The following is a 23,430-nucleotide window of genomic DNA, read 5'->3' as shown; positions in this document are numbered from 1 at the left end:
GGCAGGCTCCGTCAGCTCGTCAGTCGGCTTTGCGCGCTTCCAAGAAGGCGGCGTGCTCTTTTACCAGATCGCCGGCCAGCGCCTTGGCGATCAGGGCGCGGGTGTTGGGCAGGCCGTAGATCGCGGCGAAGGAGCCGAAGCGCGGGCCCTGATCCTCGCCGAACATCACCTGGTAGATCGCCTTCCACCAGTCGCCGGAGACGCCCGGGCGTTCCGGCGTCGCGTTCTTGGCGGTGAGGTTCTGGTAGCGCGGGATCGCGCGGGCGACGTCCAGCGCGGTGTCCTGCACCATCTCGGGCGTCGGATCGGCCGGCAGGGCGGCGAGCGCGGCATCGAGCTTGGCGAAGGCCTCGCGCTCGACCTCGTCGGCCGGGCGGTAGCTTTTCGCAGGCTTCACGAAATCGCGGAAATACGCGATCGCGTAGCCGACCAGCGCATCGAGGCGCGGATGGGTTTCCGGCGACATGCCCGGCGCATAGCGCTGGAGGAAGCCCCAGAGCACGGCCTTGTCCTCGGAATTCGCGACGGCGACGAGGTTCATCAGCAGGCCGAAGGTGACCTGAGTCCTGACCGCGTTGTCGCCTTCCCCCGAGGCGATGACCTCCGGCGCCGCGGGATTGCCGGCATGGATGTGCCAGACCGGGTTGCCGAGGCGGTTCTTCCAGTCCTGCTTCTCGTAGCCGTTGAGGAACTGGAGATATTCGTCGACCGCGCGCGGGATCACGTCGAAGTGGAGCTTCTTGGCCTCGCGCGGGCGCTGGAACATGTAAAGCGCCAGGCTTTCCGGCGGGCCATAGGTCAGCCAGTCCTCGATCGTCAGGCCGTTGCCCTTCGACTTCGAGATCTTCTGGCCCTGCTCGTCGAGGAAGAGCTCGTAGTTGAAGCCTTCCGGCGGCGTGCCGTCGAGCGCACGGGCGATCTGCGAGGAGACCTTGACCGAGTCGATCAGGTCCTTCCCGGCCATTTCGTAGTCGACGCCGAGCGCGACCCAGCGCATCGCCCAATCGGGCTTCCACTGCAACTTCACATGGCCGCCTGTGACGGGGGAGACGAAGCGCTCCTTCGTCTGCGGATCGGTCCAGGCGATGGTGCCGGCCTCGACATCGACCTCGTCGATCGGCACCTGCATGACGATGCGCGTCTTCGGGTGGATCGGCAGGAAGGGCGAATAGGTCGCGGCCCGCTCCTCGCGCAGCGTCGGCAGCATGATCTTCATCATGGCGTCGTAGCGGGCGAGCATCTTGAGCAGCGTCGCGTCGAACTCGCCGGCGCGATACGAGTTGGTCGAGGACTTGAACTCGTAGTCGAAGCCGAAGCTGTCGAGGAAGGCGCAGAGCCGCGCATTGTTATGCCGGCCGAACGAGTCATGCGTGCCGAACGGGTCCGGCACCTCGGTCAGCGGCTTGCCGAGATTGGCGGCGAGCAAGTCCTTGTTCGGCACGTTGTCCGGCACCTTGCGCAGGCCGTCCATGTCGTCGGAGAAGGCGACGAGCCGCGTCGGAATGGTGTTGCCGGTCAGCACCTGGAAGGCATGGCGGACCATCGAGGTGCGCGCGACCTCGCCGAAGGTGCCGATATGGGGCAGGCCCGAGGGGCCGTAGCCGGTTTCGAAGATCACCGTTTTCTTGCCGGATTTCTCGATGCGGGCCACGAGCTTGCGCGCCTCCTCGAACGGCCAGGCGGCCGAACGCTGGGCGGCGTCAACGAGGGCTGCGTCGAAGGCGGGCATGAGGGGCGGTGTCCTCTCCTGAGTGAGACAGCGATATCGCAAGAGCGAAGAAGGGCTTTCGCAGATTGCGAAGGGCGCCGTCAATGCGAGAAGGCGGTTGAAATGCGGCAAACGAGGGTGCGGCCCTCGCGCAAAGCGCCTTGCCGGCTTCCTGTGGGCGTATAGGTTTGCACTCGCCTTTTTCCAGTTCGACTATGCCTTCGAAAGGATGCCCGCCTTGGACCGCGACCTGCTCGACAAGCTGACCGCCTGGCGACGACATCTCCACGCCCATCCCGAACTTGGACGGCACGAGAAGATGACCAGCGCCTTCGTGCAGGAGAAGCTGACCGAGCTCGGCGTGCCCTTCGTCGCCAATGTCGGCGGCTATGGCGTGGTGGCGACGTTGAGGAAGGGCTCGTCCGAGCGTTCGGTCGGCCTGCGCGCCGATATGGATGCGCTGCCGATCCAGGAGGTGAACGACGTCCCCTACAAGTCCAAGACGCCGAACGTGATGCATGCCTGCGGCCATGACGGCCACACTACGTCGCTGCTGGGCGCTGCGGCACTGCTCAAGGCGGACGAGGGCTGGAGCGGCACGGTGCAGTTCGTCTTCCAGCCGGCGGAGGAGGGAACCGGTGGCGCGCTCGCGATGCTGGAGGACGGCGTGCTTGAGCGCTTCCCGATGGACCGCGTCTTTGCGCTGCATAACTGGCCGGGGCTGGAGGCGGGCACCGTCGCGGTGCATCGCGGGCCGGTGATGTCGGAGGCCGGGCGCTTCAAGATCACGCTGACCGGCAAGGCCGGCCACGCGGCGTTGCCCGAGCAGACCCATGACCCGATCGTGGCGATGGGTCATCTCATCGTGGCGCTGCAGACGATCGTCTCGCGCAATGTCGATCCGATGGAATCGGCGGTGGTCTCGATCGGCCAGATCCATGGCGGGCTCGCCTCCAACCAGATTCCGACGAATGTCTTCATCGAGGGCACCTTCCGCACCTTCGTCCCGGCGGTGCGCGACCGGCTGCTGTCGCGCCTCAAGGGCATCGCCGAGAACATCGCGGCGACCTTCGAGATGACGGCGGCGGTCGAGTTCAACTATGGCGTCGCCACGATCAACACGCCGGCGGAAGAAGATATGGCCGCCGCTGCCGGCGAGGCCGCCGGCCTGCCGGTCCGGCGCGACATGAAGGCGAGCACGACTGGCGAGGATTTCGCCTATTTCCTGGAGAAGCGCCCGGGCTGCTATATCTGGATGGGCAACGGCCCTGCGGTGAACGGCGGCGCCTTGCACAATGATCGCTACGATTTCAATGACGCGATCCTGCCTGCGGCGTCCGGCTGGCTCGCGGCCGTGGCGAAGCAGGCGCTGGTCAGCAACGCGCCGTGACGGTCAATACGGACTGACCGGGAAGAAGCGCAGATAGAGACGGGCGTAGGTCCCGTCGTCCCAGAGGCTTTGGAGCGCGTAGTCGATGGCGCGCTTCAGGGCCGGGTCGTCCTTGCGCAACAGGAAGGCGACGCCCTCGCCGAAATAGCGGCTTTCCAGATAGGGCCCGCCCGAGAAGGCGAACTCGCCGCCGCTGCCGGCCAGCGCCAGCGACAGGGCCACGCCGTCGCCGAAGACGTATTCCGCCTCGCCGCTCCGGAGCGCCGCGATCGCGGCATTCAGATTGGTACTCTCGCGCCGCTGCACGAAGGGCATGAGCTGTTCGAGGAAGGCCAGGTGGGCCGTGCCGGAGACGACCGCGACGCGCCTGCCTTGCAGAGTGGTCCCGTCCAGCGCTGGCCGGGCGTTTCCGCGCGTGGTCATGAAGCGGGCGGGCGCGCGGAAATAGAGATGGCTGGCGGCGAAGCGCTCGCGCAGGGCTGGGGTCAGGTTCATCGCCGCCGCAAGCACGTCGCCGCGGCCTTCTGCCAGCGAGTCCGCGAGGGTGTCGAAGCGGCGCGGCTGGATCGTGCAGGTCCAGGCGAGCTTCTCGCAGACGGCGCGGGCAAGCTCGACCGAGAAGCCGGTCAGAGCCCCGTCCGGCCCGGCGAAATGGAAGGGCGGGTAATCGTCATCGGTGAGGAAGCGCACGACGCGCGGCGGGCCGGGCTCCGGCCGGTCGAGCCTGATGCGCGGGTCCCAGAGATTGGGGATGGCGATGCGCGGCGGCTCCTGCGCCAGGGCCGTGGCGGCGGTGAGGAGCGAGACGGCAAGGACGAGCGCGCGAAGCATCGCGCCTATGTGGCGTGGGATGCGGACACGGATCAAGGTGCCAAAAAGGCCGTCATGCTCGGGCTTGACCCGAGTATCTCCTACTGGATGTGGCTCCCTGCGCCTGCTGGTCCTGAGATTCTCGGGTCGAAGCTGCACTTCGCCCGAGAATGACGGAGCCGCGTCAGCCCAAGCTTGCCGCCGTCACCTTCGCGCCCTTGTCGAGGAGCGAGGCGAGGTGCGCGGTCAGCGGTTTTGTAAACCGAAGGTCGCCCGGCAGGTCGGTTCCGAAGATCGCCTCGACGCCGATGAGGGCTTCGACCAGCGCTCTTGCATCCCGCCCAGCGGCTTCCGTGCGGCGTTTGAGTTCCGCCACCAGCGGATCGCGAACATCGATGGCACCGCCCTTCTCGTCGGTGCCGGTGGCGTAGCGCATCCAGGCGGCGACGCCGAGCGCGAGATGATCGATCGGCGCTCCCGCCTTCAGCCGCTCGCGGATCGTGCCGAGCAGGCGCTGCGGCAGCTTCTGCGAGCCGTCCATGGCGATCTGCCAGGTGCGGTGGCGGATCGCCGGGTTCTGGAAGCGGGTGAGGAGCGCCTTGGCATAGTCCCCGAGCACGACACCCTGCGGCGCGGGCACCGTCGGGATGATCTCGGCCCAGAGCCCTTCGAGGAAGCGGGCGAGGACGGGATCGCCGCTGGCTTCGGCGACCGTCTCGTGGCCGGCGAGATAGCCGAGATAGGCGAGCGAGGAATGCGCGCCGTTGAGCATCCGCAGCTTCATGAACTCGAAGGGCGCGACCTCGGAGACCATCTGGGCTCCGACCTCGTGCCAGTCAGGTCGGCCGGCGGCGAAGACATCCTCGATCGCCCATTGCCGGAAGGGCTCGCCGATCACGGGGGCGGCGTCCTCAAGCCCGGTCAGCCGGGCGACTTCGGCGATGTCGGCCTCGGTAGTCGCGGGCACGATGCGGTCGACCATCGTCGCCGGGAAGGCGCCGTTGGCCTCGATCCAGGCGGCCAGCTTGTCGTCGGTCAGCGCCGCGAAATCGCGGACGAGGCCGCGCAGGACATGGCCGTTGGAGGGGAGGTTGTCGCAGCAGAGCGCGGTGAAGGGGCCGAGACCCGCATCGCGGCGCGCCTTCAGTCCGGCGACGAGGATGCCCACCGCCGAGCGTGGCGCGTGGGGGTTGGCGAGATCATGGACGATATCGGGATGATCGGCCTTGAGCCGGCCGGTCGCCGGGTCGTGGCAATAGCCCTTCTCGGTGACGGTGAGCGAGACGATACGGGTCTCGGGCGCGGCCAGCTTTGCGATGAGAGCCGACGGGCTTTCCGGCGCGACGAGGACGTCGAGTACCGAGCCGACGATGTGCAGTTCCGGCCCGGCCGGAGCGAGCTTGAGCAGGGTGTAGAGCCCGTCCTGCGGCTTCAGCCTGTCGCGCTGGTCGGGGCGCTGGAGGCTGGCGCCGACGATGCCCCAGGCGCCGAAGCGCTTTTCCAGCGCGTCCTCGGTATATTCGGCGAGGTGCCCGCGGGCGAAGGCGCCAAGGCCGAGATGCACGATGCCGGCTTTCAGCGCAGCACGGTCATAGGCCGGGCGGCGCACGGTAGCCGGCAGGCCGGCGAGCGTGGAAGCGGAGAGGCGGGTCACAGCTTGTAGGCCTCCTTGGCGAGGCGATAGGCGAGGTCATGGGCGACCTCGGCCGCCTCGTCCTCTTCCAGCCGGTGCTCGGCGACGAGCTTGGCGAGATAGGCGCAGTCGACGCGGCGCGCGACATCGTGGCGGGCGGGGATCGAGAGATAGGCGCGCGTGTCGTCGTTGAAGCCGACGGTGTTGTAGAAGCCGGCGGTCTCGGTCGTCAGCTCGCGGAAGCGCAGCATGGCTTCCGGCGCATCGAGGAACCACCAGCCCGGTCCGAGTCGGAGCGCCGGGTAATGGCCGGCGAGCGGCGCGAGCTCGCGGGAATAGGCTGTCTCGTCGAGGGTGAAGGCGATGACGGTGAGGCCCGGCTCGTTGCCGACGGCGTCGAGCAATGGCTTCAGCGCTTCCACGTAATTGGTCTCGGTCGGGATATCGCAGCCCATGTCGCGGCCGAAATGCTCGAACAGCGCGGCATTGTGGTTGCGATGGGAGCCCGGATGGATCTGGAGGACGAGCCCGTCATCGAGGCTCATCTTTGCCATCTCGGTCAGCATCTGGCCGCGGAACAGGTCGGCGTCCTTGCCCGAGACCTTGCCCTTCAGGATCTTGGCGTAGAGCTTCTCGGCATCCGCATCCGAGAGATTGGCGGTGCGGGCCGTGGCGTGGCCATGGTCGGAGGAGGTCGCGCCGCGCTGCTTGAAATAGGCGCGCCGCTTGCGATGGGCGGCGAGATAGCCGGTCCAGGAGCCGATATCCTCGCCCGTCAGCTCGCCGAGCTTTTCGAGATTGTCGGCAAAGCCCTCGAACTCCGGATCGACGACGCTGTCGGGCCGATAGGCCGTCACGACCTTGCCGCCCCAGCCGGACTCGCGGACCATGTCATGCCAGCGCAGATCGTCGAGCGCGCCTTCGGTCGTGCTGATCGCCTCGATATTGAAGCGCTCGAACAGGGCGCGCGGGCGCAGTTCAGGCTCTTCCAGCTTCGCGGCGATGCGATCGTAGATCTTGTCGGCGTTGTCCGGCGTCAGGCGCTCGTTGATGCCGAAGACGGTGGAGGCGGCATGCTCGAACCAGAGACGCGTCGGTGTGCCCCGGAACAGGTGCCAGTGATCGGCGAAAAGCTTCCAGATCTTGCGCGGATCGCTCTCGACCGGCCCGCCATCCTTTCTGGTGATGCCGAGCTGCTCGAGCCGGACGCCCTGCGAATAGAGCATGCGGAAGATATAATGATCCGGCTTGACGAAGAGGGTCGCCGGGTCGGGAAAGGCGTTATCCTCGGCATACCAGCGCGGGTCTGTATGGCCGTGCGGCGAGATGATCGGCAGGTCGCGGACCGTGGCGAAGAGCCGGCGCGCGATGCCGCGCGTCACCGGATCGGCAGGGAAGAGGCGATCGTCGTGCAGCAGCATGGGCATCTCCATCGGTCGTCCCGATCTCTAGAGCCGGCCGGAGCAGGGGTCAATCGCCTGGTATACTAGTGCGCCAGATATCCTTTCGTGCCCAACGGGGATTGCATGGGAAGCGGGCTTGCGTTTCCCGGGTTTCCCGCGCCATCCTCGTGTCGCAACGGCACCGGAGCGATGACTATGACGACGCGGCGTGAACTCCTGGCGGGGGCGGGACTGGCAGCGCTGGCGGCGCAGCTTCCCGTCGTCGCATTGGCCCAGGCGAAGGACAGCGTCACCATCGCTCAGACTCTTGAGCCGCCGACGCTCGATCCGACCTCCGGCGCCGCGCAGGCGATCCGCGAGGTGACGCTGCAGAACATCTTCGAGGGCCTGGTCAAGATCGACCGGACCGGCAAGCTGCAGCCCTGCCTCGCCGAAAGCTGGCAGATCGCCGACGACAACGTCACCTACCGCTTCAAGCTGCGGCAGGGCGCGAAATTCCATGACGGCACGCCCTTCACGTCCGAGCAGGTGAAGTTCTCCTTCGAGCGCGCGGTCGCGCCCGATTCCACCAACGCCCAGCGCCAGCTCTTCACGCCGATCGCCGAGATCACGACGCCGGATCCGGCGACCGTGGTGATCAAGCTGAAGCAGCCGACGGCGAATTTCCTCTTCGGCCTCGCCTGGGGCGATGCCGTGATCGTGGCGCCAGCCACGGCCGCCAACAACAAGACCGAGCCGGTCGGCACCGGTCCATTCAAGTTCGTGCGCTGGAACCGTGGCGACCGGCTTGAGCTTGCCCGTTTCGACGGCTACTGGGGCGAGAAGCCGGCGCTGGCCAAGGCGATCTTCCGCTTCATGTCCGACCCGCAGGCGCAGGTTGCGGCGCTCAGGGCCGGCGATGTCGATGCCCATACCAATCTCTCGGCGCCGGAGGCCGTGCCGCAGCTCAAGGCCGATCCCAAGCTCAAGGTCACGATCGGCGGCACCGAGGGCGAGACGGTGCTCGCCACCAACAATGCCAAGCCGCCCTTCGACAATCTCAAGGTCCGGCAGGCGATTGCGCATGCGCTCGATCGCAAGACGATCGCGCTCGGCGTCTACGGTTTCGACGTCAACCTGATCGGCAGCCATTTCTCGCCGCTGCACCCGGCCTATGTCGATCTTACCGGCACCTACCCCTACGATCCCGCCAAGGCCAAGGCCCTGCTGGCCGAGGCCGGCTTCCCGAACGGCTTCAACTGCACGCTGAAGCTGCCGCCGCCCTCCTATGCGCGCCGCTCCGGCGAGATCGTCGCGGCGCTGCTCGCGCAAGTCGGCATCAACGCGGCGATCGAGCCGCTGGAATTCCCGCAATGGCTGGAGCGCGTCTTCCGCAACAAGGATTACGACCTCAGCATCATCGCCCATACCGAGCCGCTCGACATCGATATCTATGCCCGCGACGGCTATTACTTCCAGTACAAGGACCCCGCCTTCAAGGAGCTGATTGGCAAGATCGCGGTGACGCTGGATGAGACCCAGCGCAACGAGCTCTACAAGCAGGCGCAGCGCAAGCTGGCTCAGGATGCGGTCAACGGCTTCCTGTTCATCCTGCCCAAGATCACCGTGGCGAACGCCGCGCTGGAAGGCATGTGGACCGACTGGCCGCTGCCGGTGACGCCGCTGGCGGAATTGCGCTGGCGGTGATCCCAGCGTCATGGACTCAACCGGGTCATCCCGGGCGACCGGAGGGAGACCCGGGATCCATGCCTGAACCCCAATCGGAAGCGCTCCGGCATGGATCCCGGATCGGCGCCGCTGAGCGGCTTGTCCGGGATGACGGCGCGGAGAGGGACGGGGCGTGATCGGCTATATCCTGCGCCGGCTCGTCGCGCTGGGCCTGACCCTGCTCGCGGCGGCGGTGGTCATCTTCGTCGTGCTCGAAATCCTGCCGGGCGACCCGGCGGCGGTGACGCTCGGCCTCAACGCCGCGCCGGAGGCGCTGGCGGCGCTCCGGGCCGAGATGGGGCTCGACAAGCCGGCGGTGCTGCGCTTCTTCCTCTGGCTAGGCGGGCTCGTCACCGGCGATCTCGGCCAGAGCTATACCTATCGCGTGCCGGTGCTGCAGCTCATCACTGAGCGCATGGCGGTGACGCTGCCGCTCGCGCTGATGGCGATCGCGCTGGCCACCGCGATCGGCATTCCGCTCGGCATGCTCGCGGCCTCGCGCCATGGCAGGCTGGCCGATGCCGGGGTGATGGCCTTCGCGCAGGCCGGCCTTGCGATCCCGAATTTCTGGTTCGGCCTGCTGCTCGTGCTCGTCTTCGCGGTCGGGCTCGGCTGGCTGCCGGCCGGCGGCTTTCCGGGCTGGCAGGCGGGGATCGGCGTCTCGCTGAAGGCGCTGTTGATGCCGGCGCTGGCCTTGGCGCTGCCGCAGGCCGCGATCATCGCGCGGGTGACGCGCTCCTCGATGCTCGACACGCTGCAGGAGGATTTCGTCCGCACCGCCCGTGCCAAGGGATTGAGCGAGGGCACGACGATGCGCCGGCATGCGCTGCGCAACGCGCTGATCCCGGTCGTCACCATTCTCGGGCTCCAGTTCTCGGTGCTGATCGCCGGCGCCATCATCATCGAGAACGTCTTCGCCCTGCCGGGACTGGGGCGATTGGTCTTCCAGGCCATCGCCCAGCATGACCTGATCGTGGTCAAGGACCTCGTCATGCTCTTCGCCGGGCTGGCGATCCTGATCAATTTCGCGGTCGAACTGCTCTACGGGCTGATCGACCCGCGCCTGAGGCAGGCATGAGCGCCGTTCAGGACAAGGCGCCGGGGGGCAAGCGGCACTGGTGGCTTGCGCCCTCCTTCGTGATCGGCGTGGTGCTGGCCACGCTCGTCGTCGCTGCGGCGCTGATTTCCTATGTCTGGACGCCCTATCAGTCGACGCAGATGATGATCCTGAACCGGCTGAAGGGTCCCTCCGCCGTGAACTGGTTCGGCACCGACCAGTTCGGCCGCGACGTCTTCTCGATGATCATGGTCGGCGCGCGCAATTCGCTGGCGGTCGGCCTGGGCGCGGTCGGCATCGGCATGGTGATCGGGACGGCGCTGGGGCTGGCGGCCTCGGTGCGGCGCGACGGCATCCTCGACCACGTCATCATGCGCACGGCCGATTTCACCCATGCCTTCCCGGCCGTGCTGACCGCGATCATGATGACCGCGATCGTCGGGCCGGGCATGCTCAATGCCGTCGTCGCCATCGCCGTTCTGAACCTGCCCTATTTCGCGCGGCTCGCGCGTGGCGCGGCCCTGCAGGTCTGGGCGCAGGATTTCATCCACGCGGCACGGGCGGCGGGTTTGAACAACCGGCAGATCACGCTGCGCCATGTTCTGCCGAATATCGCGGGCATTCTGGTGGTGCAGGCGACGATCCAGTTCGCGCTCGCCGTGCTGGCCGAGGCGGGGCTGTCCTATCTCGGACTCGGCACGCAGCCGCCGAACCCGTCCTGGGGGCGGATGCTCAACGAGGCGCAGACCTTCATGGCGGCGCAGCCCTGGCTCGCGATCTTTCCGGGTGCCGCGATCGCGCTGACCGTGCTCGGCTTCAACCTGCTCGGCGACGGCCTGCGCGACGCGGTCGATCCGCGCCTGCGCCGCAGCCGGTAGAGCCGTCAGAACAAGGCGGTCGGCGCGAACTGGGCGAGCGCCATCAGCGCGATGCCGGCGAGGCCGAGCAGGCCGCCGGTGGCGGCGAGCAGGCCGACGCCGGTGATGATCGCGGCCGAGGAGATGACGATCGCGATCTGAATCAGGCCCGAGGCGATGTCGAACTTGTCGTCGCGGGCGGCGGCGATGTCGCGCTGGGCCTCGGCCGCCTTGGCGCGGGCGGCGAGCTCCTTGCGCCCCTCCTGGGTCTCCGGCTCGGAATCGTAGCGCGCGACGGTCTGCTTCCAGCTCTCGATGCGCTTGCTCAGGCGCTGGCGGGCGGCCTCATCGGTGACGCCGGCAAGCTCGACCTCCAGTGCCTCGGTCGCGGTGCGCACGGTCGTGCCGCGGATCGTCTTGGCCTGGAAGAAGGCCCAGAGATTGGAGGCCTCGATGTTCTTGGCGACGGCTTCCTGCTCGGCGTTCTTGCCGCCGATCTCGGAGAAGGCGAGCGTGAGCGCAAGCAGCGCGATCAGCAGGGCGATACGCTTGTTGCCGCCCTCTGGCATTTCGACGGAACCTGACACGAATCACCTCGCAGCGCCATGGTGGCGGCGCTGTTTAAGGCTTTCCCATAAGTCAGCAAGATGTCGGATCGCACCGAATTCTTCCGAAAGGTGGTTTCCACTTCGCCGTTCGATGTCAGCGGCCAGCGCGCGGGTGGGCGGCGTCGTAGGCGGCCATCAGGCGGGCCGAGTCGATGCGGGTATAGATCTGCGTGGTCGAGAGCGAGGCGTGGCCGAGCAGCTCCTGGATGGCGCGCAGGTCGCCGCCGCGGCCGAGCAGATGCGTCGCGAAGGAATGGCGCAGCGCATGCGGCGTGGCCGAGGACGGCAGGCCGAGCGCGCCGCGCAGACCCTCGACGGCGAGCTGGATGATGCGCGGCGAGAGCGGCCCGCCCTTGGCGCCGACGAAGAGCGGGCCTTCCGGCGGGAGGCGCCAGGGGCAGAGCTTGAGGTATTCCGTGATCGCCGCGATCACGACCGGCAGCACCGGCACCATCCGCGTCTTGCTGCCCTTGCCGATGACGGTCAGCGTGTCGCCTGCCTGCTGGGGCGCCTGGGCGCGGGCAAGCGAAAGCGCCTCCGAGATGCGCAGGCCGCTGCCATAGAGCAGGCCGAGCACCGCGGCGTCACGCGCGAGAATCCATTGCTCGCGCTCCTCGCCGGCGCGGCTGTCGGCCTGGGTGACGGCACGCGCGGCCGAGGGTTCGAGCGGGCGCGGCAGCGACTTGCCGAGGCGGGGCCCGCGCGTCGCGGCGAAGGCGGCGGCGGTGAGCTTCCCCTGGCGCTCGCCGAAGCGGGCGAAGGAGCGGAGCGCTGCGAGCTGGCGCATCAGGGTGCGGTTGCCGACGCCGTCGCGCCGTCGCTGGCCGAGGAAGGCGCGCAGGTCGACGGGCTTGAGCGCAGCGATGTCGGACAGGGAGGGGGCGCCGCCGAGATGTTCGGTCAGGAAGGCATGGAATTGGTTGAGATCGCGGGCATAGGCCTCCAGCGTCTTCGGCGACAGGCGCCGCTCAGTCGAGAGGTGGGAGAGCCAGTCGCGCCGGAAGGAGTCGAAATCGGTCATCGCGGAAGCATGACGCTCCTGCCTTAACAGCAGCCGAATCGATGATAGACACTGGCGCGATGGATGAGACGGCGGACATGATCGAAGGCGGCACGGTCGACGTGCTGATTCCGCTCGGGCTCGACCAGGCCTATAGCTATGCCGTGCCGGCCGGGCTCGTGCTCAAGCCCGGCGATGTCGTGCAGGTGCCGCTCGGCCCGCGCGAGACCGTCGGTGTCGTCTGGGATATCGGAAGCGGGCGCGGCGGCAATCTCAAGAAGGTCACCGGCAAATACGACATGCCGCCGCTCGACCCGGCGCTGCGCAAGCTCGTCGACTGGGTGGCCTGGTATACGCTGGCGCCGAAGGGGTCCGTGTTGGCCCTGGCCCTGCGCCGGCAGTCGGACGATACGCCCGAGCGGCCGAAGCTGGGCGTCAGGCTCGCCGGCGCGCCGCCCGGCCGCATGACGCCGGCGCGGGCGCGGGCCATCGCGGCGGCCGAAGGAGGGTTGCTGATCGCGAAATCGGCGCTGGCCGAGGCGGCGTCGGTCAGCGCGGCGGTGATCGATTCTCTCGTCGACGCCGGCACCTTCGTAGTCGAGCCGCTGCCGCGCGAGGCGATCGCGGCCTTGCCCGATCCCGACCATGCCGTGCCGGAGCTTTCGGACGGGCAAAGCGAGGTGGCGCAGGCGTTGGTGAAGTCGGTGCAGGCGAAGGCTTTCGGCGTCTCATTGCTCGAAGGCGTCACCGGCTCGGGCAAGACGGAGGTCTATTTCGAGGCTGTCGCCGAGGCGATCCGGCTCGGTCGCCAGAGCCTGATCCTGATGCCGGAAATCGCGCTGACCGCGCAGTTCATCGACCGGTTCGAGGCCCGCTTCGGCGTCAGGCCCGGCCTGTGGCATTCGGCCGTGACAGGCCGCAAGCGCGAGCGGCTGCAGGCGGCGATCGCATCCGGCGAGGCCAAGGTGGTGGCCGGCGCCCGCTCGGCGCTGTTCCTGCCCTATAGCGATCTCGGCCTCATCGTCGTCGATGAGGAGCATGAGAGCGCCTACAAGCAGGAGGACGGCGTCTCCTATCATGCCCGCGACATGGCGGTGGTGCGTGGCCGGATCGAGAATGCGCCGGTGGTTCTCGCTTCGGCGACGCCCTCGCTGGAGACGCGCGTCAATGCCGAGCGTGGGCGCTATGCGCATCTCAAGCTGCCCGAGCGCTTCGGCGGACGCGAACTGCCGCAGCTCGGTCTCGTCGACCTGCGGCGCGACAAGCCGGAGCGCGGGCGCTGGCTCTCGGCCGCGCTGATCAAGGCGGTCGAGGCCAATCTGGAGGCGAAGGAGCAGTCGCTGCTCTTCCTGAACCGGCGCGGCTATGCGCCGCTGACGCTGTGCCGCGATTGCGGCCATCGCTTCCAGTGTCCGAACTGCTCGGCCTGGCTGGTCGACCATCGCTTCCGGCGGGCGCTGGTCTGCCATCATTGCGGCCATGTCGAACGCCGCCCGCACGAATGCCCGGCCTGCCACAAGCCGGATAGCCTGGTCGCCTGCGGGCCGGGTGTCGAGCGTCTCGCCGAAGAGGTCGCGACGCTTTTTCCACAGGCGCGTTCGATCGTGCTCTCCAGCGATTTTCCGGGCGGGACGGAGCGCCTGAAGACGGAATTGATGGCCGTGGCCGAGGGTGAATTCGACATCGTCATCGGCACGCAGCTCGTCGCCAAGGGCCATAATTTTCCGGGCATGACGCTGGTCGGCGTGATCGACGCCGATCTGGGCCTCACGTCCGGCGATCCGCGCGCGGCCGAACGAACCTTCCAGGCGCTGCGCCAGGTCACGGGGCGCGCGGGACGGGGCGAGAAACCCGGCCGCGCCCTGCTTCAGACGCATGACCCCGAGCATCCCGTCCTCAAGGCCCTGATCTCGGGCGACCCGGAGCGGTTTTATGCCGCAGAGGAGGCTTCGCGGGAGGCTGCCGGCCTGCCGCCGTTCGGGCGATTGGCGGCGCTGATCGTCTCCGCCAACAATCAGGCGGAGGCCGAAAGCCATGCGCGAGCACTGGCACGCTGTGCCGATGCAAATGACGGAATCATGGTGCTGGGGCCGGCGGAAGCGCCGCTGGCGGTGCTGCGGGGGCGCCATCGCATGCGCCTGATCGTCAAGACGGGGCGCGAGATCAACCTGCAGGATTACCTGCGCGCCTGGCTGAAACGGGCGCCCCGGCCCAAGGGCTCGGTCCGCGTCGCGGTGGACGTCGATCCGCAAAGCTTCCTTTGAAGAGCTGAAAGGCGCGGCGAAATCGCCGCTTATGATGGGCAATCAGCGATTGCGCGGCCCGGAACCGCATGCTAGTGCACCGCCACATTTCGGTCGCGAAGTCGTCTTGCCGACTTTGCGCCTATGATACTCGCAGTGTCGGGAGCATACACTCCACCTTCGTCATGAAGGTCGCCGGTGTGGTCCCTTGAAACGAGAGACGGGAAGCGTGGCTGAAGGCGGATCGCAGGGGACATTGGTGTCGGGCGTAGCTCAGCGCTATGCCACCGCTCTGTTCGAGCTGGCTGAGGAGACGGGTGCGATCGACACCGTCGCGGCCGCTCTGGACGCCTTCAACGGGTTGCTCGCCGAGAGCGCCGACTTGACCCGCCTGATCGAGAGCCCGGCCTTCACCGCCGAGGAACAGGTCGCGGCGATCAAGGCCGTGCTCGCGAAGGCCGGCATCACCGGCATCGCCGCCAATTTTATCGGCCTCGTCGCCAGCAAGCGCCGCCTCTTCGCGCTGCCGGGCATGATCGCCGGCTACAAGCGTCTGGCCGCCGAGGCCAAGGGCATCGTCTCCGCCGAGGTGACGGTCGCCGAGGAGCCGACGGCCAAGCGCGTCGACGAGATCCGTGCGGCGCTGAAGGGCGTCGCCGGCAAGGATGTCGACGTCTCGATCAAGATCGACCCGGCCCTGATCGGCGGGCTCATCGTCAAGATGGGCTCCCGCATGGTCGACGCGTCGCTGAAAACCAAGCTCAATTCAATTCGTCTTGCCATGAAAGAGGTCGGCTGATGGACATCCGCCCCGCTGAAATCTCCGCCATCCTGAAGGCCCAGATTTCGAACTTCGGCTCGGAAGCTTCGGTGACCGAAGTCGGCCAGGTTCTCTCCGTCGGTGACGGCATCGCCCGCGTCTATGGCCTCGACAAGGTCCAGGCCGGTGAGATGGTCGAGTTCGAGTCCGGTGTGCGCGGCATGGCGCTCAACCTCGAGAGCGACAATGTCGGCGTCGTGATCTTCGGTAACGACCGCGAGATCAAGGAAGGCCAGACCGTCAAGCGCACCGGCGCCATCGTCGACGTTCCCGTCGGCAAGGAGCTGCTCGGCCGCGTCGTCGACGCTCTCGGCAACCCGATCGACGGCAAGGGCCCGATCAAGGCGAAGGCCCGCGCCCGCGTCGACGTCAAGGCGCCCGGCATCATCCCGCGCAAGTCGGTGCACGAGCCGATGGCGACCGGCCTCAAGGCGGTCGACGCCCTGATCCCGATCGGCCGCGGCCAGCGCGAGCTGATCATCGGCGACCGCCAGACCGGCAAGACCGCGATCGCGCTCGACACGATCCTGAACCAGAAGCCGCTGAACGCCGAAGGCGCCCCGGAGAGCCAGAAGCTCTACTGCGTCTACGTCGCCGTCGGCCAGAAGCGCTCGACCGTCGCCCAGCTCGTGAAGGTGCTCGAGGAGCGCGGCGCGATGGAGTATTCCATCGTCGTGGCGGCTACCGCCTCGGACCCGGCCCCGATGCAGTTCCTGGCGCCGTTCGCCGGCTGCTCGATGGGCGAGTTCTTCCGCGACAACGGCATGCACGCCGTCATCATCTATGACGACCTCTCCAAGCAGGCCGTCGCCTACCGCCAGATGTCGCTGCTGCTGCGCCGCCCGCCGGGCCGCGAAGCCTATCCGGGCGACGTGTTCTATCTCCACTCCCGCCTGCTCGAGCGCGCGGCGAAGATGGGCGAGGCCGCCGGCCTTGGCTCGCTGACGGCTCTGCCGGTCATCGAGACGCAGGCGAACGACGTGTCTGCCTATATCCCGACCAACGTGATCTCGATCACCGACGGCCAGATCTTCCTGGAGACGGACCTGTTCTACCAGGGCATCCGCCCGGCGGTGAACGTCGGCCTCTCGGTGTCGCGCGTCGGTTCGTCGGCGCAGACCAAGGCCACCAAGAAGGTCGCCGGCAAGATCAAGGGCGAGCTCGCCCAGTATCGCGAGATGGCCGCCTTCGCCCAGTTCGGTTCGGACCTCGACGCGGTCACGCAGCGCCTGCTCAACCGCGGCGCCCGCCTGACCGAGCTCCTGAAGCAGCCGCAGTTCTCGCCGCTGAAGATGGAAGAGCAGGTCGTCGTGATCTATGCCGGCGTGAACGGCTATCTCGATGCGCTGCCGGTCAACAAGGTCCGCGCCTTCGAGGACGGCCTGCTCGCGCTGGTTCGCGGCAAGCATGCCGACATGCTGAACGAGATCGGCACGTCGAAGGACCTGTCGGACGCCAACGCCGCCAAGCTCAAGGACATCGTCGCGGGCTACGCGAAGTCCTTCGCCTGATCCGCAGGCGTCCTGGTCGGGCCTGTCCCGACCATCCACGCCTTCGCCGCGCATGCGGCGAGCGTGGGAGATGAGACCGAGGTTCAAGACGTAGATGGTCGACGCAAGGTCGATCATGACGGGGTGAGAGCGCCACATGCCTTCTTTGAAGGACCTTAGAAACCGCATCGCTTCGGTGAAGTCGACGCAGAAGATCACCAAGGCCATGCAGATGGTCGCGGCTGCGAAGCTGCGCCGGGCGCAGATGGCGGCCGAGGCCGCGCGCCCCTATGCCGAGCGCATGGAGACGGTGCTGTCGAACCTCGCGTCCGGCGTCACCGGTTCGAGCGCGCCGCGCCTGATCGCCGGCACGGGCTCCGACAAGGTGCATCTGCTGCTGGTGCTGACCGCCGAGCGCGGCCTGTGCGGCGCCTTCAACTCCTCGATCGCACGCCTCGCCCGCGACAAGGCTAATGCGCTGAAGGCCGAGGGCAAGACGGTCAAGATCATCTGCGTCGGCAAGAAGGGCTACGATATCCTGCGTCGCCAGTTCGCGGCGGAGATCATCGAGTTCATCGATCTGCGCGAGTTCAAGCAGGTCGGCTTCGCCAATGCGGAGGCGATCGCCCAGAACGTGCTGGCCCGCTTCGCCAATGGCGAGTTCGACGTCGCGACGCTGTTCTTCTCGCGCTTCCGCTCGGTGATCGCCCAGATTCCGACCGCGCAGCGCATCATCCCGGCCGAGATCCCGGAAGGGACGAAGCAGACCGACGCGGTCTATGACTACGAGCCGGAAGAGGGCGAGATCCTGGAAGCGCTGCTGCCGCGCAACCTGACCGTCCAGGTCCTGCGCGGGCTGCTCGAGAACGCCGCCTCCGAACAGGGCGCGCGCATGTCGGCGATGGATTCCGCCACGCGCAACGCCGGCGAGATGATCAAGAAGCAGACGCAGATCTACAACCGCTCGCGCCAGGCGATGATCACGAAGGAACTGATCGAGATCATCTCCGGCGCGGAAGCGCTCTAACCGCCTAATCTTCGCCGGTGGCGTGAGCCGCCGGCTGCCGTCACATCCGAATGCGCTAGTCCCGAGGTTCCGCCATGGCCAAAGCCGCTACCAAGACCACCAAGAAGACCGCCGAGAAGCCCGCCAACACCGGCACCGGCCGCGTTGCCCAGGTCATCGGCGCCGTCGTCGACGTGCAGTTCGACGGCGCCCTGCCGGAGATCCTGAACGCGCTCGAGACCGACAACCTCGGCAACCGCCTGGTTCTGGAAGTCGCCCAGCATCTCGGCGAGAACACCGTCCGCACCATCGCGATGGACTCGACCGAAGGCCTGGTCCGTGGCCAGTCGGTCACCGATACCGGCGCCCCGATCGCGGTTCCGGTCGGCGATGAGACGCTCGGCCGCATCATGAACGTCATCGGCGAGCCGGTCGACGAGGCCGGTCCGATCCTGACCTCCGCCACCCGCGGCATCCACCAGCCGGCCCCGGCCTATTCCGAGCAGTCGACGGAAGCCCAGATCCTCGTCACCGGCATCAAGGTCGTCGACCTGCTGGCGCCTTACGCCAAGGGCGGCAAGGTCGGCCTGTTCGGCGGCGCCGGCGTCGGCAAGACCGTGCTGATCATGGAGCTGATCAACAACGTCGCGAAGGCGCACGGCGGTTACTCGGTGTTCGCCGGCGTCGGCGAGCGCACCCGTGAGGGCAACGATCTCTATCACGAGATGATCGAGTCCAACGTCAACAAGAACCCCAAGGAGAACAACGGCTCGACCGCTGGCTCCAAGTGCGCCCTGGTCTACGGCCAGATGAACGAGCCCCCGGGCGCCCGCATGCGCGTCGCTCTCGCCGGCCTGACCATCGCCGAGGACTTCCGCGACAAGGGCCAGGACGTTCTGTTCTTCGTCGACAACATCTTCCGCTTCACGCAGGCCGGCTCGGAAGTGTCCGCGCTGCTCGGCCGCATTCCGTCGGCGGTGGGCTATCAGCCGACGCTGGCGACCGACATGGGCAACCTGCAGGAGCGCATCACCACCACGAACAAGGGCTCGATCACCTCGGTGCAGGCGATCTACGTCCCGGCGGACGATCTGACCGACCCGGCGCCCGCGACCTCGTTCGCCCACCTGGACGCCCGTACCGTGCTGTCGCGTTCGATCGCGGAAAAGGGCATCTACCCGGCGGTCGACCCGCTCGACTCGACCTCGCGCATGCTCTCGGCCGATATCGTCGGCGAGGAGCACTACGATGTCGCGACCCGCGTCCAGCAGACCCTCCAGCGCTACAAGTCGCTGCAGGACATCATCGCGATCCTGGGCATGGACGAGCTCTCGGAAGACGACAAGCTGACCGTGGCGCGCGCCCGCAAGATCGAGCGCTTCATGTCGCAGCCCTTCTTCGTCGCGGAAGTCTTCACCGGCTCGCCGGGCAAGCTCGTGCCGCTCGAAGACACGATCAAGGGCTTCAAGGGCCTGGTCGAAGGCAAGTACGACCACCTGCCGGAAGCGGCCTTCTACATGGTCGGCTCGATCGACGAAGCCGTCGAGAAGGCCCAGCGCCTGGCCGCCGAGGCCGCGTAAGCTTCGCGCATCCTTCCTTTCGGGCGGCTCCGGCCGCCCGGAACCATGCCCGGCATGGATTGTTGAAAAATCTGGCATGGCCCCCGGCGTCGTCCGGCGATCGGGGTGACGTCGGAGGAAAAGACAGGCGATGGCCACCTTCAAGTTCGAACTCGTCTCGCCGGAGCGCATCCTGTTCTCGGGCGACGTCGTCAGCGTCATCGTTCCCTCGGTCGAGGGCGAGATGACCGTGCTCGCCGGCCATGCGCCGCTCGTCGCGACGCTCAAGGCCGGTATCGTCTTCGTTCAGACGACCGAGAGCAACGGCAAGGAATTCTTCGTCAACGGTGGTCTCGTCGAGATCAACCAGGCGTCCACGACGATCCTGGCCGAGCAGGGCCGCTTCATCGAGGACGTCGACACCGCCGTGCTCGATGCCGAGATCCTGACCGCCGAGACCCGTCTCGCCGGCTCGCATAATGACGACGAGAAGAAGCGCCTGCACGACACGCTGGTGCAGCTGCGCGAGTTCAAGCACGTTTTCGAGCAGCGCAAGGCGGCCTGATCCGCCTCTCGGCTTCGGAATGCGAAAGGGCCGCGCGAGCGGCCCTTTTTCGTTGGCGAATGTGCACCCTCGCCATTCCGGGCGGCGCGACCCGGAGGCCCGGAAGCCACGACTGGGTGTCTCGCCCTCGGGTGGATTCCGGATCGGCACCGCTTTGCGGCTTGTCCGGAATGACAAGACGGGTCAAGTCACGGCGAAAGCTGAGAAGGCCTGCGCCACTTTCTCGTAGACCGGCCGCTTGAACGGCACGACCAGCCCCGGCATCTCGGCGAGCGGGTGCCAGCGCCATTCGCTGAATTCCGGCGGCTCGTCCCCATTCGGCTTGCCGATATCCATCGAGCTCTCGCTGCCGGTGAAGCGGAAGGCGACCCAGCGCTGACGCTGGCCGCGGAAGGCGGCGAGCTTGTGCCACGGGCCGTCATAGGGCGGGAAGTCGTAGCTCCACCATTCATCGGTGACGGCGAGGAGCTCGGCCTGCGTGACGCCGGTTTCCTCTTCCAGCTCACGGCGCGCGGCTGCGACGATATCCTCGTCCGGGTCGATGCCGCCTTGCGGCATCTGCCAGTCGAAGCCGGGCAGGACGATCTCGGGGCCGGCGCTATGCGAGCGGCCGGCGAAGACGAGGCCCTGCGCGTTGAACAGGGCGATGCCGACATTGGGGCGGTAGGGAAGGCTCATGGCGCGAGCATAGGGCGGCGATTGGCGAAGCGGAACCGGCGGAAGCTCAATCGTTCGACTTGGGAACGACGCAGGCGAGCAGGCCGGGGAAGCGCTGCTCGATATCGTCGCGGCGCAGCGCGTTCATCCGGGTCACGCCCTCGTTGCGGGTGCGGATCAGCCCGGCCTCGCGCAACACCCGGAAATGATGCGAGACGCTGGATTTCGGCCGATCGCCCTCCAGCGCCTGGCAGCTCTGCTCGCCCTCGGTCGCGAGCCGGCGGACGACTTCCAGCCGGAACGGGTCGCTCAGCGCGTGGAAGACGTCTTCGAGCGCGATTTCTTCAGAAGCGGGCAGGCGGGCATGTCGCATGGGTGCAGCCTATCACAGGGTTTTGAACTTGCCAAAGTTCGAAAAATATCGAACTATCGAAACATAGAAACCCACCTGCGCGGAGCCGCATCATGCCTGGTCTGTTCGACCCTTTCAGCCTGAAGGACGTCACCCTTCGCAACCGCATCGTCGCCTCGCCGATGTGCCAGTATTCGGCGCAGGACGGCGTCGCGAATGAATGGCACCGCGCGCATCTCGCCGGGCTGGCGCGTGGCGGCACCGGCCTGGTGGTGATCGAGGCGACCGGCGTCTCGCCGGAAGGCCGGATCACGCCCGGCTGCCTCGGGCTCTGGAACGACGGGCAGGCGCAGGCGCTGGCGCCGATCGTCGCGGAGATGCGCAAGGCCGGCGCGGCCACAGGCATCCAGATCGGCCATGCCGGTCGCAAGGCCAGCGCCAACCTGCCCTGGGAAGGCGACGACCATATCCCGGCCAATGACGCGCGCGGCTGGGAGACGATCGCGCCGTCGGCGCTGGCGCATGGTGGTGGGCTGGGCCGCGTGCCCCGCGCGATGACCCTGGACGATATCGAGCGCGTGCGCGGTGATTTCGTCGCGGCCGCCGAGCGGGCCCGCGATATCGGCATCCAGTGGCTGAAGCTGCATTTCGCCCATGGCTATCTCGCGCAGAATTTCCTGTCGCCGCATGCCAACAAGCGCGACGACGCCTATGGCGGCAGCTTCGAGAACCGGAGCCGCTTCCTGATCGAGACGCTGGCCGCCGTGCGCAAGGTCTGGCCGGAGAACCGGCCGCTTTCCGCCCGGCTCGGCGTGATCGAATATGACGGGCGCGACGAGGAGACGCTGAGCGAGGCGATCGCGCTGGTGAAGCGCCTGAAGGACGAGGGGCTCGATTTCATCGATGTCAGCGTGGGCTTCTCGACCAATGAGGCGAAGATCCCGTGGGGACCGGCCTTCCTCGCGCCCGTCGCCGAGCGGGTGCGCCGCGAGACCGGCCTGCCGGCCTCGACGAGCTGGTACATCAGCAAGCCCGAGCAGGCCGATGCCTTGATCCGCGAGGGCAAGGTCGATCTGGTGACGCTCGGCCGGCCGCTGCTGGCCGATCCGCACTGGCCTTATGCCGCGGCGCAGGCGCTCGGCGTCGAGAACCCCGCCTGGGCGACCCTGCCGGCGCCTTACGCGCATTGGCTGGCGCGCTATCGCGCGGCTTGAGGGCGTTTCATCCGAAAAGCGAGGCGATGCAAGGAGGGGCCGAAAGGCCTCTCCTTCGTTTGCAGGAGGGGTTGAAAGCGATCTGCTGTAAGGAAGGGCGGGGCTTCCATTGCAATGGAGGGACCATGACCGGCCGCGGTCAGAAATCGTAACGGAACTTCCATCGTGTTGACGGCATTTCAACATCTTATGATGTCAGGAAGACTGGACGCACGGATGTGCCGTGCCGAAACCAGCCAGGCGCCCGGAGGCTAGATATGCCGATCGCTTCGCCCTCTCGTTCCGCGATGCCGAGCCGGCGCGCGTTCGGACAATTGGCGGCTGGAGCTGCAATGGCCTGCCTTGCCGGGGGCAGGGTGGTTCATGCGCAGGGCAACACCGCCATCCGCTTCGCGCTGGACCGCCGTTTCGACGCGCTGACGGCGCCGTTCCTGGCGGCACAGGACAAAGGCCATTTCGGCACCGAGGGGCTCGACGTCGTGATCGAGCCGGGCAATGGCGCGCGCGCCATGCTGCAGCGCATGGCGGCCGGCGCGCAGGATGCCGGTTTCGGCGATATCAATGCGCTGATCCGTTTCCGCGACGAAAATCCGGGCGCCGATCTCAAGGCGGTGATGATCGTGCATGACCGGCCGGGCTACGCCGTGATCGGCCGCAAGAGCCGGGGCATCACCACCGCGCCGGCGAGCCTCGAAGGCCGCAAGCTCGGCACGGCCAGCATCGATGCCAGCTTCGCGCAATGGCCGCTCTTCAAGGCCCTCAACAAGATCGACGACAGCAAGATCCGGATCGAGACCATCGGCCTGCCGGTGCGCGAGCCGATGCTGGCCTCCGGCGAGATCGATGCGCTCTTCGCCTTCGGGCCTTCGACTGCCGTCTCCTTGAGAGCGCGCGGCGTGCCGGCCGACGATATCGTGCTGATGGAAATGGCCGAGCACGGCCTCCTGCTCTATGGCAGCGCGGTGATCGTTTCCGGCAAGCTGATCGCGAGCAAGCCGGATGCGGTGCGCGGGCTCGTGCGCGCCGTGATGCGCGGCAGCCGCGATGTCGCCGTCAATCCGGGCGCCGGCGCGCAGTTCGTCCTGCGCCGCAACGAGAGCGCCCAGGCCGAGGTCGAGCGCGACCGGCTCGCGGCCGTGATCGAGCGCAACGTACTGACCCCTTATGTGCGCACGCATGGTCTTGGCGGGATCGATCGCGAGCGCTGGGCACAGTCACTGGACCAGCTCGCCTTGGCCGGCGCGTTCCGCGACAAGGCGCGGGCGGGCGATGCCTTCACCGACGCCTACCTGCCGCCTGCCAGCGAACGCATGTTCTGAGCGCATCGTTACGCTGGGAGATGATACGCAAG

The 23,430-nt window shown here is 67.3% G+C and carries 20 protein-coding genes; 12 read left to right on the top strand and 8 right to left on the bottom strand.

The window, feature by feature from the left end; all coding sequences use genetic code 11:
• Positions 1-19: 19 nt before the first annotated feature.
• On the bottom strand, positions 20-1,729 hold the full coding sequence (locus ACFJGT_RS20620) for a lysine--tRNA ligase (RefSeq protein ID WP_377841802.1): 1,710 nt from the start codon (positions 1,727-1,729) through the stop codon (positions 20-22).
• 217 nt (positions 1,730-1,946) lie between these two features.
• Here ACFJGT_RS20620 and ACFJGT_RS20615 point away from each other — a divergent pair, with 217 nt between their 5' ends.
• Positions 1,947-3,098: an amidohydrolase gene (locus ACFJGT_RS20615; RefSeq protein ID WP_377841800.1), complete on the top strand. Its 1,152-nt coding sequence runs from the start codon at positions 1,947-1,949 to the stop codon at positions 3,096-3,098.
• 3 nt (positions 3,099-3,101) lie between these two features.
• Here ACFJGT_RS20615 and ACFJGT_RS20610 read toward each other — a convergent pair whose 3' ends face one another.
• From ACFJGT_RS20610 to uxaC, 3 genes are all read right to left on the bottom strand, one after another.
• The gene (locus ACFJGT_RS20610) at positions 3,102-3,929 is read right to left on the bottom strand and encodes a transporter substrate-binding domain-containing protein (protein ID WP_377841798.1); all 828 of its coding nucleotides are present in this window, start codon (positions 3,927-3,929) and stop codon (positions 3,102-3,104) included.
• 163 nt (positions 3,930-4,092) lie between these two features.
• Positions 4,093-5,562: a mannitol dehydrogenase family protein gene (locus ACFJGT_RS20605; protein ID WP_377841796.1), complete on the bottom strand. Its 1,470-nt coding sequence runs from the start codon at positions 5,560-5,562 to the stop codon at positions 4,093-4,095.
• Positions 5,559-6,962, bottom strand: coding sequence for a glucuronate isomerase (uxaC, locus tag ACFJGT_RS20600; RefSeq protein ID WP_377841793.1), 1,404 nt, complete (start codon positions 6,960-6,962; stop codon positions 5,559-5,561). The genes ACFJGT_RS20605 and uxaC overlap by 4 nt, the downstream gene beginning before the upstream one ends.
• A gap of 177 nt (positions 6,963-7,139) precedes the next feature.
• On the opposite strand from uxaC, the gene ACFJGT_RS20595 reads away from it, so the two are divergent.
• The 3 genes from ACFJGT_RS20595 (at position 7,140) to ACFJGT_RS20585 (ending at position 10,586) form a co-directional block, all read left to right on the top strand.
• Entirely contained in the window at positions 7,140-8,630 is a 1,491-nt protein-coding gene (locus ACFJGT_RS20595) for an ABC transporter substrate-binding protein (RefSeq protein WP_377841791.1), read from the top strand.
• A gap of 154 nt (positions 8,631-8,784) precedes the next feature.
• Entirely contained in the window at positions 8,785-9,729 is a 945-nt protein-coding gene (locus ACFJGT_RS20590) for an ABC transporter permease (protein WP_377841788.1), read from the top strand.
• The gene (locus ACFJGT_RS20585; protein ID WP_377841786.1) at positions 9,726-10,586 is read left to right on the top strand and encodes an ABC transporter permease; all 861 of its coding nucleotides are present in this window, start codon (positions 9,726-9,728) and stop codon (positions 10,584-10,586) included. The genes ACFJGT_RS20590 and ACFJGT_RS20585 overlap by 4 nt, the downstream gene beginning before the upstream one ends.
• Positions 10,587-10,591: 5 nt before the next feature.
• On the opposite strand, the gene ACFJGT_RS20580 is transcribed toward ACFJGT_RS20585, so the two are convergent.
• Together ACFJGT_RS20580 and ACFJGT_RS20575 are read right to left on the bottom strand one after the other, a co-directional pair.
• The gene (locus ACFJGT_RS20580; RefSeq protein WP_377849027.1) at positions 10,592-11,134 is read right to left on the bottom strand and encodes a DUF4337 domain-containing protein; all 543 of its coding nucleotides are present in this window, start codon (positions 11,132-11,134) and stop codon (positions 10,592-10,594) included.
• Between the two features lie 133 nt (positions 11,135-11,267).
• Positions 11,268-12,194: a tyrosine recombinase XerC gene (locus ACFJGT_RS20575; protein ID WP_377841782.1), complete on the bottom strand. Its 927-nt coding sequence runs from the start codon at positions 12,192-12,194 to the stop codon at positions 11,268-11,270.
• 59 nt (positions 12,195-12,253) lie between these two features.
• Here ACFJGT_RS20575 and ACFJGT_RS20570 point away from each other — a divergent pair, with 59 nt between their 5' ends.
• The 6 genes from ACFJGT_RS20570 (at position 12,254) to ACFJGT_RS20545 (ending at position 19,856) form a co-directional block, all read left to right on the top strand.
• On the top strand, positions 12,254-14,437 hold the full coding sequence (locus ACFJGT_RS20570) for a primosomal protein N' (RefSeq protein WP_377841779.1): 2,184 nt from the start codon (positions 12,254-12,256) through the stop codon (positions 14,435-14,437).
• Between the two features lie 208 nt (positions 14,438-14,645).
• The gene (locus ACFJGT_RS20565; protein ID WP_377841777.1) at positions 14,646-15,215 is read left to right on the top strand and encodes a F0F1 ATP synthase subunit delta; all 570 of its coding nucleotides are present in this window, start codon (positions 14,646-14,648) and stop codon (positions 15,213-15,215) included.
• Positions 15,215-16,747: a F0F1 ATP synthase subunit alpha gene (gene atpA, locus ACFJGT_RS20560; RefSeq protein WP_377841775.1), complete on the top strand. Its 1,533-nt coding sequence runs from the start codon at positions 15,215-15,217 to the stop codon at positions 16,745-16,747. Before ACFJGT_RS20565 ends, atpA begins: the two co-directional genes overlap by 1 nt.
• A gap of 136 nt (positions 16,748-16,883) precedes the next feature.
• On the top strand, positions 16,884-17,753 hold the full coding sequence (locus tag ACFJGT_RS20555) for a F0F1 ATP synthase subunit gamma (protein ID WP_377841773.1): 870 nt from the start codon (positions 16,884-16,886) through the stop codon (positions 17,751-17,753).
• A gap of 74 nt (positions 17,754-17,827) precedes the next feature.
• Positions 17,828-19,312 (top strand): F0F1 ATP synthase subunit beta, encoded by a 1,485-nt coding sequence (atpD, locus tag ACFJGT_RS20550; protein WP_377841771.1) that lies wholly within the window; start codon positions 17,828-17,830, stop codon positions 19,310-19,312.
• A gap of 130 nt (positions 19,313-19,442) precedes the next feature.
• Positions 19,443-19,856: a F0F1 ATP synthase subunit epsilon gene (locus ACFJGT_RS20545; RefSeq protein WP_377841768.1), complete on the top strand. Its 414-nt coding sequence runs from the start codon at positions 19,443-19,445 to the stop codon at positions 19,854-19,856.
• A 183-nt stretch (positions 19,857-20,039) separates the two neighbouring features.
• Here the strand turns inward: ACFJGT_RS20545 and ACFJGT_RS20540 are convergent, their stop codons facing one another.
• Positions 20,040-20,534, bottom strand: coding sequence for an RNA pyrophosphohydrolase (locus ACFJGT_RS20540; RefSeq protein ID WP_377841766.1), 495 nt, complete (start codon positions 20,532-20,534; stop codon positions 20,040-20,042).
• A 46-nt stretch (positions 20,535-20,580) separates the two neighbouring features.
• Entirely contained in the window at positions 20,581-20,886 is a 306-nt protein-coding gene (locus ACFJGT_RS20535) for an ArsR/SmtB family transcription factor (protein ID WP_377841764.1), read from the bottom strand.
• Positions 20,887-20,978: 92 nt separating this feature from the next.
• On the opposite strand from ACFJGT_RS20535, the gene ACFJGT_RS20530 reads away from it, so the two are divergent.
• Complete coding sequence (locus tag ACFJGT_RS20530; RefSeq protein ID WP_377841761.1) at positions 20,979-22,079, top strand: NADH:flavin oxidoreductase/NADH oxidase; 1,101 nt, start codon at positions 20,979-20,981, stop codon at positions 22,077-22,079.
• Positions 22,080-22,411: 332 nt separating this feature from the next.
• Positions 22,412-23,398, top strand: coding sequence for an ABC transporter substrate-binding protein (locus ACFJGT_RS20525; protein ID WP_377841760.1), 987 nt, complete (start codon positions 22,412-22,414; stop codon positions 23,396-23,398).
• The last annotated feature ends 32 nt before the right edge of the window (positions 23,399-23,430 follow it).

The sequence above is a fragment of the Allobosea sp. UC22_33 genome (assembly GCF_042700715.1).
Lineage (GTDB): Bacteria > Pseudomonadota > Alphaproteobacteria > Rhizobiales > Beijerinckiaceae > Allobosea.
The sequence above is the reverse complement of the archived record's forward strand: the minus strand, read 5'-3'. Positions and strand labels throughout refer to the sequence as shown.